The sequence below is a fragment of the Arachnia propionica genome, from assembly GCF_003859805.1.
In the GTDB taxonomy this organism is placed as follows: Bacteria; Actinomycetota; Actinomycetes; order Propionibacteriales; family Propionibacteriaceae; genus Arachnia; species Arachnia propionica_C.
In genome coordinates this window covers 291,536-304,228 of sequence record NZ_RQZG01000001.1, presented here as the reverse complement: position 1 = coordinate 304,228, position 12,693 = coordinate 291,536, and the positions used below count along the sequence as shown (strand labels likewise).

General features: G+C 67.8%; 11 protein-coding genes. 10 read left to right on the top strand and 1 reads right to left on the bottom strand.

The window, feature by feature from the left end:
- The first annotated feature begins 44 nt into the window (after positions 1 to 44).
- From mihF to rpe, 8 genes are read left to right on the top strand one after another with little or no spacing between them, the layout of a single operon-like run.
- On the top strand, positions 45 to 356 hold the full coding sequence (gene mihF / locus EII34_RS01510) for an integration host factor, actinobacterial type (RefSeq protein ID WP_124842081.1): 312 nt from the start codon (positions 45 to 47) through the stop codon (positions 354 to 356).
- Between the two features lie 10 nt (positions 357 to 366).
- On the top strand, positions 367 to 927 hold the full coding sequence (gmk, locus tag EII34_RS01505; protein ID WP_221620158.1) for a guanylate kinase: 561 nt from the start codon (positions 367 to 369) through the stop codon (positions 925 to 927).
- A 34-nt stretch (positions 928 to 961) separates the two neighbouring features.
- Positions 962 to 1,312, top strand: a complete 351-nt coding sequence (rpoZ, locus tag EII34_RS01500) for a DNA-directed RNA polymerase subunit omega (protein WP_124842078.1) — start codon at positions 962 to 964, stop codon at positions 1,310 to 1,312.
- On the top strand, positions 1,309 to 2,502 hold the full coding sequence (gene metK, locus EII34_RS01495) for a methionine adenosyltransferase (RefSeq protein WP_221620171.1): 1,194 nt from the start codon (positions 1,309 to 1,311) through the stop codon (positions 2,500 to 2,502). The genes rpoZ and metK overlap by 4 nt, the downstream gene beginning before the upstream one ends.
- A 1-nt stretch (position 2,503) precedes the next feature.
- The gene (locus tag EII34_RS01490) at positions 2,504 to 4,441 is read left to right on the top strand and encodes a primosomal protein N' family DNA-binding protein (protein ID WP_124842072.1); all 1,938 of its coding nucleotides are present in this window, start codon (positions 2,504 to 2,506) and stop codon (positions 4,439 to 4,441) included.
- Positions 4,442 to 4,450: 9 nt separating this feature from the next.
- On the top strand, positions 4,451 to 5,362 hold the full coding sequence (gene fmt / locus EII34_RS01485) for a methionyl-tRNA formyltransferase (RefSeq protein ID WP_124842069.1): 912 nt from the start codon (positions 4,451 to 4,453) through the stop codon (positions 5,360 to 5,362).
- Positions 5,359 to 6,687, top strand: coding sequence for an RsmB/NOP family class I SAM-dependent RNA methyltransferase (locus EII34_RS01480; RefSeq protein ID WP_124842067.1), 1,329 nt, complete (start codon positions 5,359 to 5,361; stop codon positions 6,685 to 6,687). The genes fmt and EII34_RS01480 overlap by 4 nt, the downstream gene beginning before the upstream one ends.
- 9 nt (positions 6,688 to 6,696) lie before the next feature.
- Positions 6,697 to 7,350 (top strand): ribulose-phosphate 3-epimerase, encoded by a 654-nt coding sequence (gene rpe / locus EII34_RS01475; RefSeq protein ID WP_124842064.1) that lies wholly within the window; start codon positions 6,697 to 6,699, stop codon positions 7,348 to 7,350.
- Between the two features lie 81 nt (positions 7,351 to 7,431).
- On the opposite strand, the gene EII34_RS01470 is transcribed toward rpe, so the two are convergent.
- Complete coding sequence (locus EII34_RS01470) at positions 7,432 to 8,265, bottom strand: PAC2 family protein (RefSeq protein ID WP_124842061.1); 834 nt, start codon at positions 8,263 to 8,265, stop codon at positions 7,432 to 7,434.
- A 113-nt stretch (positions 8,266 to 8,378) separates the two neighbouring features.
- Here EII34_RS01470 and EII34_RS01465 point away from each other — a divergent pair, with 113 nt between their 5' ends.
- Complete coding sequence (locus EII34_RS01465) at positions 8,379 to 11,270, top strand: CshA/CshB family fibrillar adhesin-related protein (RefSeq protein ID WP_124842058.1); 2,892 nt, start codon at positions 8,379 to 8,381, stop codon at positions 11,268 to 11,270.
- On the top strand, positions 11,267 to 12,688 hold the full coding sequence (locus EII34_RS01460) for a SpaH/EbpB family LPXTG-anchored major pilin (RefSeq protein ID WP_124842056.1): 1,422 nt from the start codon (positions 11,267 to 11,269) through the stop codon (positions 12,686 to 12,688). The genes EII34_RS01465 and EII34_RS01460 overlap by 4 nt, the downstream gene beginning before the upstream one ends.
- Positions 12,689 to 12,693: the final 5 nt, after the last annotated feature.

Sequence of the window (12,693 nt, the reverse complement as noted above, 5' to 3'; positions counted from 1 at the left end):
TTGGGGCAAGGCCAGGTCAATCGAAGACTCACGAAGGAGAACCGATGGCCATTCCGCAGCTCAGCGAAGAACAACTCCGGTCGGCACGCAACGCCGCCACTGAGGCCCGGCGGGCGCGGGCGCGGCTCAAGGACCAGGTCAAGGACGGCTCCTTGACCCTGCCCCAGGCGCTCGACAAGGCAATGGGCGATGAGACCCTTTCCCGTGTGAAGGTCGTTGATCTGCTCCGTGCCCTACCCCGCGTCGGGGTCACCCGCTCCCAGGAGATCATGGAGAACCTCGACATAGCCCCGAACCGTCGGATCCGAGGACTCGGTCGGCACCAGGTCGAGCGCTTGAAGGAGCTTTTCTCGTAGTATCCCTCAGGTGGTTCAACCTCAACGACATCCGTGGATCATCTCCGGCCCCAGCGGGGTCGGGAAGGGCACGGTCTGTGCCCGCCTGACCGAACTCCATCCTGGGATCCACATCCCGGTCTCGGCGACCACGAGGAGCCCGCGTCCCGGTGAGGAGGACGGGGTCAGCTACCACTTCCTCACCCCTGACGAGTTCGAACGTCTCATCGCCTCGGGACAGCTGCTCGAACACGTCGTGATGTACGGCGACAATTGCTACGGCACCCTGCGCAGCGAGGTCGAGACCGCGCTCGCCGATGGCCGTACCGTCGTGCTGGAGATCGACCTGCAGGGAGCACGGCAGATCAAGCAGAACATGCCGGAGGCCAGGCTGATCTTCCTGGAACCGCCGAGCTGGGACGAGCTGGTCCGACGGCTGGAGGGCCGGGGAACGGAGGACGAGGCCGCCGTGGCTCGGCGCCTCGAGACCGCCCGGATGGAGCTCGCCGCCCGCCAGGAGGCGGACTTCATCGTGGTCAACGAGGACATCGAGGAAACCGTGCGAGCTTTGGTAGGATTGATGGGCTTGTGATCGCAAGTCATTCTTCTCTCGACTCACGAGGTACATCTTGAGCACGAATCCCGAGGGCATCACCAACCCGCCGATCGACGACCTCCTCGAGAAGGTGGACTCCAAGTACCGGTTGGTGATCTTCGCCGCCAAGCGCGCCCGTCAGATCAACGCCTACTACTCCCAGCTCGGTGAAGGTCTGCTGGAGAACATCGGTCCCCTGGTCAACGTCGCTCCCCAGGAGAAGCCGCTGTCCATCGCGCTGCGCGAGATGCGCGACGGCATGCTGGAGTACACCGAGATCGACCCGGAGGCCGAGGCCGCCGAACGTGCCGCTGCGGAGGCCGATCCTGCCTTCGCCTTCGTGGACCCGTTCGCCGACCTGGACATCGACCCGGCATCCTGATGAGTCGCCTGTTCACCTCGGAGTCGGTCACCGAGGGTCATCCGGACAAGATTGCCGACTCGATCTCCGACGCGGTGCTGGACGCCCTGCTCGCCGAGGACCCGGCTGCACGGGTCGCCGTGGAGACACTCATCACCACCGGACTGGTGGTCGTCGCCGGTGAGGTCTCCACCAGTGCCTACGCCGATGTCGCCACCCTCGTGCGCAATCGCATCCTGGACATCGGCTACACCAGTTCCCGGGTCGGTTTCGACGGTGCCTCGTGCGGGGTCACCGTCGCCATCGGGGCCCAGTCCCCTGACATCGCGGGTGGGGTCAACGATTCCCTGGAGGTGCGCTCCCACGAGGCCGGTGATGCCGCGAGCAAGCAGGGAGCGGGCGATCAGGGTCTGATGTTCGGGTACGCCTGCAACGAGACCCCTGAGCTGATGCCGCTCCCGATCCACCTGGCGCACCGGCTGGCCGCTCGCCTCACCCGGGTCCGCAAGGACTCCGTCCTCGACTACCTGCGTCCCGACGGGAAGACCCAGGTGACCGTGCGATACGAGGACGGTCGGCCGGTCGGCATCGAGACGGTCGTGGTGTCCTCACAGCACGACGACGGTGTCGCCCTGGCAGAGGTGATGGCCCCGGAGATCACCTCCGAGGTGATCGCACCGGTGCTCGTCGAACATGGCTTCGACCCCACCCACCCGAGGATCTTCGTCAATCCCAGCGGCAAGTTCGTCATCGGTGGCCCGATGGGCGATGCCGGGGTGACGGGACGCAAGATCATCGTCGACACCTACGGGGGCATGGCCCGTCACGGTGGTGGGGCCTTCTCCGGCAAGGATCCGTCGAAGGTCGACCGCTCCGCCGCCTATGCCACGCGCTGGGTGGCGAAGAACGTCGTCGCCGCGGGACTTGCGGACCGGTGCGAGGTGCAGGTGGCGTACGCCATCGGCAAGGCCCGGCCCGTCGGTTTCTATCTCGACACCTTCGGCACCGGGAAGGTTCCGACACCGCAGATCATCGAGGCCGTGAACAGCACCTTCGACCTGCGTCCGGCCAGCATCATCGCCGAACTCGACCTGCTGCGTCCGATCTACTCGCAGTTCTCGACCCTCGGTCACTTCGGACGCGACGAGACCGACGCCACCTGGGAGCGCACCGACCGGGCTGAGGCCCTCGCGAGGGCAGTCAAGGGCTGAGATGGACGCGGCCGCACTCTTCGACGACCCGGCCGCCGAGACGGTGGCCAAGGTCGCCGTGGACATCCCGCTGGCCCATCTGGACCGGTCGTTCGACTATGCGATCCCGGAGCGGCTGGCCTCCCGGGTCCGCCCGGGGATCCGGGTGAAGGTGCGCTTCGCCGGGCAGGACGTCGACGGCTGGGTGACCGCGCTCGGGCCACGTGAGACGACGAGTCACCTGGCCTCCTTGCGGACGGTCGTCTCCGACGAGCAGATCCTGACCCCGGAGCTGGACACACTGATCCGCGCCGTCGCCGATCACTACGCGGGGACGTGGTGGGACGTCGCCCGGTTGGCGATCCCTGCCAGGCATGCAGCGGTGGAGCAGGAGCCCCAGGAGAACTGGCCGGAGCCGACCGTCATCCCCACCGCGACGGTGCTCCCCGCCTTCCCGGGCGGGGCGGAGCTGCTGGCGGCCCTGGGTGGGGGAGGAAACCCCCGTGGGTTCTGGCAGGTTCCCGCCACCCGGTGCCCGCTCGGGGACCCGTGGTCCGGGGTGATCGAGGCGGCCTCGGCGACCCTGACCAGCGGTCGGTCGGTCATCGTCCTGGTTCCCACACAACGGCAACTCGTGGTGGGGGCGGCACGGTTGCGTGCCGCATTCGGCGCCGGGAGCGTGGCGGAACTCTCCGCCGAACTCGGACGCGCCGAACGGTACCGCAACTACCTCGGGGTCAGGCGTGGTCTGGCCCGCGTGGTCATCGGGACCCGCTCCGCGGCTTTCGCCCCGGTGTCTGATCCCGGGCTGGTGGTCGTCGTCGACGACGGTCATGACGGCCACGCGGAGGAACGCAGCCCGCATCCCCACACCCGCACCGTCGCGCTGCTGCGCACGGTTCATGACGGCTGCGCCCTGCTGTTCGTCTCACACGCCCGCTCCACCGAGGTCCAGGGGCTGCTCGAGCTGGGCTGGCTCCGCTGCGTCGAGCTGTCCCCCGGGGCCGCCCGGGCGATCAGTCCTGTCGTGCGGAGCGTGGAGGCCGGGCTGCGACTGCCTCCTGAGGCCTTCACCGTGCTGCGTACCGGGTTGGCCGCCGGACCGGTGCTGGTCAGTGTCGCCCGGGCCGGACACTCCAGCGGGCTGAGGTGCGGCCGATGTCGTCGTCCGGCTCGTTGTGCCCGGTGTCACGGCCCCCTGGTACGACCACGCCGTGACCTCCTGAGGTGTCTGCTGTGCGGGGCCACCCCGGTGCGATGGGAGTGCGAACACTGCCATGGCACCTCACTCGAGGCCCCCGGAGCGGGCTCCGAGCGCACGGCCGAGGAACTGGGGAGAGCGTTCCCGGGGGTTCCCGTGATGAACTCCTCGGCCGAACGGATCAGGGACCGTGTTCCCGAGGGATCGGCGATCGTCGTGGCCACGCCCGGGGGTGAACCGAGTGCCCCGAACGGCTACGCCGCTGCCCTCATCCTGGACGCCGAACTGACCCTGGCCCGTGGTGACCTCAGGGTGGCCGAGGAGGCCCTGCGTCGATGGCTCACCGTGGTCTCACAGGTGGTCCCGGGGGATCAGGGGGGAACCGTCCTGGTCGTCGGCAGTCCCGGTGATGCCGCGGTCCAGGCGCTCATCCGCTGTGACCCGGGTGGTTTCGCGGAACGCGAACTGACGGAACGTCGCGCCGTCGGGCTGCCACCTGCGGTGAAGGCGGCCCAGATCACGGGCGATCCCGACGCGGTCACCGCCTTCCTCGACAACGACCCGTTCGACGGGGTGGAGATCCTGGGGCCGACCGTCACGGGGGAGGAACCCGACAGGAGCGCCCGAGCCCTGCTACGGTCCCCGCTGGAGCAGGGGCGGACCTTCGTGCGTGCCCTGAAGTCAGCCGCGGCCATCCGGTCCGCCCGCAAGGAGGGTGGCAGGTTGAGCATTCACGTGGACCCGATGAACCTGGAGTAGGAAACACTGATGAGACTTGTCTTCGCCGGAACCCCGGAGGTCGCCGTACCGGCCCTGGACGCCATCGCCGGGTCACGGCATGAGTTGCTGGCAGTGATCACACGTCCCGACGCCCCGGCCGGTCGGGGGCGGAGGATGACCCCCTCGCCCGTCGCCCGCCGTGCCGAGGACCTGGGCCTCGAGGTGCTGAAGCCCCGCCACCCACGAGACGAGGACTTCCAGGACCGGCTGCGCCGGATCGCTCCCGACGCCTGCCCCGTCGTGGCGTACGGTGCGCTGCTGCCCAGCAGCGCCCTCGGCATCCCGCCCCACGGCTGGATCAACCTCCACTTCTCCCTGCTGCCCCGGTGGCGCGGTGCCGCCCCGGTGCAACGTGCGGTCATGGCGGGCGATCAACGGATCGGAACCACCTGCTTCCGCATCGTCGAGGCCCTCGACGCCGGACCGGTCTTCGCGACGGAGGCCAGACCCATGCCGGACCTGACGGCAGGCGAGCTGCTGATCGAGCTGGCCCACACCGGGGCCCTGCAGCTGGTCCGCACCCTGGACGCCGTCGAGGAAGGGGCCACGCCCCGGCCCCAGTCCGAGGACGGGGTCACGCTGGCACCCAAGATCACCCCTGAGGTGTCGCGACTGGACCTCCGGCAGCCCGCGGATCGGGTGCGCAACCACGTCCTGGGATGTTCTCCCGATCCCGGGGCTTGGTGTGAGTACGAGGGGCAACGCCTGAAGATCTTCCGTGCGGCCACCGTCACGGCCCCGAAGCCGCTGGCACCGGGGGAGTTGCACGTCACCCGACGGCAGGTCTTCCTCGGCTGCGGCAGCGGTGCCGTGGAACTCCTCGAGGTCCAGGCACCGGGCAGACGACGGATGGCAGCGATCGACTGGGCCAGGCAGGGTGTCTCCGGGAGCCTCACGTGAATCCTCGACGCACCGCCTTCGATGTGCTGCGGGACGTCACGGGTCAGGGCGCGTACGCGAACCTGGCCCTTGCCAAACGTCTCGCCACGGCTGGGCTCGATGCCCGCGACGCGGCCTTCGTGACGGAACTGGTGGCGGGGACCTCACGGCTGCTCGGCACCTACGACCTCATCATCGAGACTGCCTCAGGACGTGCGTTGAACACCCTGCAGCCCGCAGTCGTGGACCTGCTCCGGCTGCTCTGCCACCAGGCCCTGTCGATGTCGGTCCCCGGTCGTGCCGCTGTCGCGAGCACCGTCGAGCTGGCCCGGCAGACCGTCGGTCAGCGGGTGACCGGTCTGGTCAACGCCGTGGGACGTCGAGTCACGAAACGGAGTCTGGCGGAGTGGACCGCCCGGCTCGCCGAGGGCGCGGACCGCATGGGTGCGCTCGCCATCCGCCACCACCACCCGAGGTGGATCGTCGAGTCCTACGCCGAACTGCTCGATGAGGAGGAGCTGGTGGCGGCGCTGGATGCCAACAACGAGGCTCCACGACCGACCCTGGTGGTGCGCCCCGGACTGGCGGAGAGGGCAGAACTCGACCCAGCGGTCCCGACCCGGTGGTCCCCGTACGGTGCCGTGCTCGACGGGATTCCCGCCAGCATCCCTGCGGTGCGTGAGGGTCGGGCGGGGGTGCAGGACGAGGGCTCCCAGTTGGTCGCCCTCGCCCTGGCCCGGGCCGAGGCGCCGCAGGGACCGTGGCTCGATCTGTGTGCCGGTCCGGGTGGGAAGGCCGCCCTGCTCGCCGGGCTCGCAGCTGAGCGAGGGACGACCCTGCTCGCCAACGAGGTCTCCATCCACCGTGCCGAACTCGTGGAGCGCGCCCTCGCGGTCTTCCCCGAGGGAACCACGAGGGTGATCCGCGACGACGGGCGGTCGCCCGTGGAGCTGCAGGAGCACGGTCCCTTCGCCAGGATCATGGTGGACGCACCGTGCAGTGGGCTCGGGGCCCTGCGGCGACGTCCCGAGTCCCGATGGCGTCGTCAACCCTCGGACCTGGCGGAACTCACCCCGCTCCAGACCGACCTGCTCACGACGGCAGTGGGGTTGTGTACGCCGGGAGGTGTCATCGCCTACGTGACCTGCTCACCACATCTCGTTGAGACGGTGGGCATCGTGGAGGCGGTTGCCGCCAGGACGTCGCTCGATGTCCTCGACGCACCCGCCCTCCTGGACGAGGTTCCCGGGATCGCGGCCGGTCCTTTCGTGCAGTTCTGGCCCCACCGTCACGCCACGGATGCGATGTTCCTGGCCCTGATGCGGGTTCCCGGCCCGCACCAGTAGGGTGAGCCCATGCGTATCACCCCGAGCATCCTCAACGCGAACTTCGCCGACCTGGGACGTGAGATCGAGCGCATCCCGAGCGCGGACGCGATCCACGTGGATGTGATGGACAACCACTTCGTCCCCAACCTGTCGCTGGGACTCCCCGTGGTGGAGGCGATCCGTCAGGCCACCTCCCAGATGCTGGACATCCATCTCATGATCGAGGACCCGGACCGATGGGCCCCGGCATACGCGGAGGCCGGGGCGGAATCCGTCACCTTCCACGTCGAGGCGGCAAGGGCACCGATCCGGCTCGCACGTGAGCTGCGGTCCCTCGGGGCCCGGGCCTCGATGGCGTTGAAACCCGCGACGCCGATCGACGGGTTCGCCGACATGCTGGACGAGGTGGACATGGTGCTGCTGATGACCGTGGAGCCCGGTTTCGGGGGCCAGCCGTTCCTTGATCTCGTGGTCCCGAAGATCCGGCGGACCCGGGAACTGCTGGGTGGGCGCCCGATCTGGCTGCAGGTGGATGGCGGGGTGTCGCTGGAGACCATCGGCCGATGTGCGGAGGCAGGCGCGGACACCTTCGTCGCAGGCTCCGCGGTCTATCGCGCGGCTGACCCCGACGCCATGGTCCGCGACCTCCGGGAGACCGCCATCGCGTCCTGCCGACACTGAGAGGCTCCGGCAGGATGGCGGTTCAGGTGGGCGGAACACCGCGGTGGGGCTGAGACGCTCCTCGTCTCCTGCTTCCGGGAGTCAGTGGCCGTTCTGGTCCCGGAGGTACTTCTCGAACTCCGCTGCGATCGACTCCCCGGTCGCCCCCTCGGCATCGGTGGCGTCACGGGCCTCCTCGAGTTGCTCGATGTACTCGGCGACCTCCGGATCCTCGGCACGCAGTTCGTCGACTGCCTGCACCCACTCCCTGGTCGCCGGGGCCAGTGCTCGACTGCCGAGATCCACCCGGAGCACCTGCTCGAGACGCTCCAGGAGCGCCGCCTGTCCCTTGGGGTTGGGCGGAGTTGCCACGTAGTGGGGGATGGACACCCACATGGAGGCGCAGGGCAGGCCCTCCGCGATGAGCATCTGATTGACCACCCCGGTGATACCGGTCGGTCCCTCGTAGGTGAGTTCCTCGATGTTCATCGCCCCCTTGAGCCCCTCGTCCCAGGTGTACATGGCGATGGGGAAGGGCCGGGAGTGCGGGCTGTCGCTCAGCATCGCGCCGAGCAGGATCACCACGTCGGGCGAGTAACTCCTCAAACGGGTGACCAGGTCGTGTGCGAAGGAACGCCACAGTTGATTGGGCTCCGGACCCACGGCCAGGATGAGGTCGCGCTCCGGTAACCGGATGAGCTGCAGTGAGATGTGCGGCCACTGGATCCAGGGCCCATCCGCCGAACGACGGAGCAGTGGACGGGTGACCTGGAAGTCGAAGTACCGCTCGTCATCGATGCTGCCGATCTCCGTGGTGGGGTGTTGGGACATGAGATGCATGAGCGTGTCGCTGGCCGCGTTGCCTGCATCGTTCCACCCACTGAACGCCACGACGACGGCCGGTTTCCTCAAGTGCCCGATCAGGTTCTGCTGCATTCCACCAGTCTACGGACATTGACGAACGGCCCCCAACTGTTCACTTTCGGCACCTTGCGAACAATTTTGTGAGGTCCTATCGTCATCAGTTGCGCCTTGGGGAAGGGGGGGAAGTGAAACGGACACGTCGTGTGTGGGTGTTGTTGGCGACCGTTGCGCTGTTGGTCCTGAGCCCGCTTCCAGCCTCTGAGGCCCGCTTCGCCACCGGTGGTGTCGGACGATTCCTGAACTCCATCAACTGGATCGAGTGGGGGGCTGCCGGAGAAACCATTCCCGCAACCGGAAAGACCGTGGTCGAGACGCGGAAGGTCGGAGAATACGACATCCAGGTCACCTGTGTCATCTCACAGCCGCCGTCAGGCAGTGGTTTCGGTGGTTCTCGTACCGGGATGAGGGTCTACACCCCCGGCAGTTATTTCCAGGATGGTCTGGATGACATCTACCACATCGGTGGCCCGGGCAAGGCCAACAAGATGACCGTTGGAGTGGCCAATGTGACTCCCGGTGCCCTGGTCCGTTTCAAGCTCGAATGCAGTTCCACGGTTCAAGGGCCCGGTCTTCCTCCCGAGGGAATGCAGGCTCCGCTGGACGGACTGGTGTTCGCCGATGCGGAATCCAGCAACCGGACGGGGCGGGTCGGTTCACTCCAGGCCGAGGCAAGTCGCGAGACGGACTGGTATGTCATCGACCGACACCGCAATTCCCGCTGCACCCAGCACACGATGGCGATACTGTCGAGTCGCGCCACCGAGGCGCTGCGCCTGGAGCCGAGTGGGATGGCCTGCCCCTCAGGTCCGACTGCCGTCGCCTTCATGAGGATCCCTCCCGTCGACGGGGTCACCACCGCGGTGATCTCGGTGCAGGGGGAGGGAGCCAGTGCCGTGGCACTCGGCGTGGTCCAGAACTTCGACTTCGGTGATGCCCCGGTCAGCTATGGCAATGCTGCCGCGCGCTACCAACCCACCTGGGAGGGGCAGGCCCTTCCTGTGGGCACCACCAACACCTTCGACTTCCCGCTCGCGGACATGGGGAACCCGCCGGTGCTCCTCGGGAACAGGATCACTCCGGACCAGGCGAGCAACACGGTGCCGGATGACGGCGACGACGGGTTCTCCCAGACCAGTCCGAGGCCGGTCATCCCCGGTCGCGTCTCGCAGGAGAAGGTCACCTGCTCGGGCAGCGGTCATGTGCGTGGCTGGATCGACTGGAACTCCAACGGGGTCTTCGACGACGCTGAGAGCTCGGACACCGTGGCCTGCGACTCGGGCAGTGCTGAACTGACCTGGCGGGTCCCCGAGGACGTGGTCAGTGCCTACCCGAACAACAACCAACCCGGAGGCCGGGGGGAAACCTATCTGCGACTACGGGCAGCCCGGACAGCTGCGGAGTTGGTCTCCCCGACCGGATTCACCCCGTCGGGCGAGGTCGAGGACCATCCCTACACGCTGATGCTGGCGGAGTTGAGGGTGGACAAGACCTCCGACGCTCTCGCGGGACGAAAATTCGTGGGTGACGTGGTGACCTACGACGTCGAGGCCACCAACATCGCTCCTGACGCCTTCATCGACAGCTATCCGGCCCATGTCTTCGACGACCTCAACGGTCTGCTCGACGACGCCGAGTTCATCCCTGATTCACTCCGCACGACCATCGACGGGAGGCCAGCACGCATCCCGGCGAGCTATGACAGCAGGACCGGTCGGATCTCCTGGCACGGGCCCCTCAGGTCACAGAGCACAGTTCGGATCACCTACCAGGTGCGCGTGAGACTCGGAGGGGACCGGCAGATCGGAAATGTCGCCTGGGGGCAGCACGGTGGCCCTGAGACCCCACTGCCGGGGGTGGACTGTGCACCACGCAGCGACTCGGGCTGGGACGCCTCCCCCGAGGTGCCGTGCGCACGCGTCGATCACCGTCTGCTGTCGCTGGTGAAGAAGGTCGAGTCGAGTCACGACGACCAGCCGGATCCGCCCAGTTCCTGGTTGCTGACCGCGACGGGGGACTTCGGCGGCGAGGCGGGGGACACCACCCGCACCGTCGAAGGCGCGGGCGTGGTCACCGAGGGCAACACCTTCGTCGTCCCGGCCGCCGGTGAGTTCACCTTCAGTGAGGCCGCCAAGCCCTGGCAGGGTGCGGGCTACTCCTTCAAGGACGCGGTCTGGGACAAGGATTCCGGAGTGGTGACCTTCACCAATGTGGATGCCCCCGCCGCGCTGCGCTGGCGCAAGGTCGATGCCCTCACCTCGGTGGCCGCTCCCGGGTCCGCCTGGGTGCTGGAAGGTGGGGTCCGAGGAGAACGGATCGAGATCGAGGACTGCGTGGCCGATGAAGCCCAGGACTGCAGCGGACGGGATAGCGATCCCGCGCCGGGTGCACTTCTCGTGCCTGGCCTGGGCTGGGGCAGCTACACCCTGACCGAGCGCACAGCACCCCCGGGGTACCGGCTGGACGAGACGGTGCATCCCCTTCGCATCCAGGGCACCGCCACGGTCCAGCCGCACGATCTCGGGGTGATCCGCAATCAACGCCTGCCGGGCGAGGTGACCTGGCAGAAGACCGCTGCCGGGACGGATGAGCTCCTGGCGGGAGCCGAGTTCAGGTTGAGTGGCCCCCAGGGGATCGTGCTGGACGTCGCGGACTGTGTCGCCGCCAGCGCCCAGGAGTGTGCGGGTCCGGACCGTGATCCCGAGGGGGGCCAGTTCCGGGTCACCGAGCTCGGCTGGGGGGCCTGGCGGCTGGTCGAGTCCCGTGCCCCGTTGGGCTACGTGCTGGGCACCCGCGAGGTCGATCTCGACATCGGTGCCGATACCTTGGCCCACCGGGTCGAGACCCCGTTCCGCAACACCCGGACCGTCCTGCCGACGCTGCCGCTGACCGGGGGGACGGCAGCGGAGCTCTATCTCCTCGGTGGCGGTGCCTTCATCGCACTCGCAGCCGTACTCATCACGTACCGACGGATCAGAGCGAACCGTCAGGTCTCACACACAATGGAGGGAACATCATGACCGAGCGAAGGAACCCGGGGTGGCGTCTGCTGGCGCTCACCGCGGCATTCGCGCTGGCGCTGATCGGGTGGGCAGCGCCATCCCACGCCGATGAGCCACCCGGCCCGGCCAACATCCAGGTGCCGCCCGGCGGCATGACCCTGAACATCCACAAGTGCGTGCAGCCACCCCAGCAGGGCGCTCCCGCGAGCGGGGCCGAGCAGCAGACCGGCTGCACCCCGATCCAGGGAGTCACCTTTGAGCTGTACAAGGTGAGCAGCGTCAATCTCGGTTCGGCGGAGGGCTGGGCCCAGGTCCCCGGCATCCAGGCCCCGGAGTCGGGGAGCACCATCAATGGGCACACCACCGAGCTGAAGAACACGCTGGTGACCAACGGCACGGGGCTGGCCCGGTTCCAGGGTCTCGAGATCGGCCTCTACCTGGTGGTCGAGTCCGACACCGGTGCCCCGAACACCGGTGTCGTGCTGGGCAGCCGCCCGTTTCTGGTGACCCTGCCCTACGCCACGGACAACGAGTGGAACTACGACGTCCACGTCTACCCGAAGAACTCGTTGGCCGGCATCGAGAAGACGGTCACGGATGATCTCAACACCGCCGGATACATCGGCCAGAACGTCACCTGGACCGTGACGTCCGATGTTCCGCGGCAGGGCCAGAACGTCCAGATCGACAGCTATGTGATCACCGACACCCTGCCTGCCGGGCTGACCCACGTCTCCACCGCCATGGCACTGGACAACGGCGTGAACTTCGAGCAGGGGGTGGATGTCACCTGCACCACGACCGTCACCTGCACCTTCACCTCGGTCGGTCTGGCCAAGCTGAACCAGAACCCGGGGAGCAAGGTCGTCACGACCATCGTGACCCATGTCACCGATGTCACCTCCGCCACGGCGGAGGGGGTGTTCACCAACACAGCCAAGGTCACCATCAACGGCAACGACTCCGCCGAGGTCACCGCCCAGACCACCTGGGGGCAGCTCAGGATCCACAAGTTCGACCAGGCCACCAGGAAGGCTCTCGGCGGTGCGGTCTTCAAGCTCTGCCCGGACGCCCAGTGCGTCAATGTCGCGGTCGCGGACCTCGCCACCGACCAGGACGGTTTCGTGACCGTCCCGGTGCTGCGTCCCGGTCAGTACTTCCTGGTGGAGACGACGGCCCCCAATGGTTACGTGCTGGACGCCTCCCCGAAGGAGATCACCATCGCCGGTGGGGCGCTGACCGTCGCCGGTGATCCGACCACCGAGGCCGGGACCAAGAACTACAAGGCCGTCCCGAACACCAAGCAGGACCTGCCGGCCCTGCCGATGACCGGTGGCATCGGGCAGGTGGCCCTCATCGCAGGTGGCATCGGCATGTTCGTGCTGGCCCTCGGCATCGTCGTGCTGGGTCGGCTGAACGCGCGACGCAGGCGCTGAAGGAC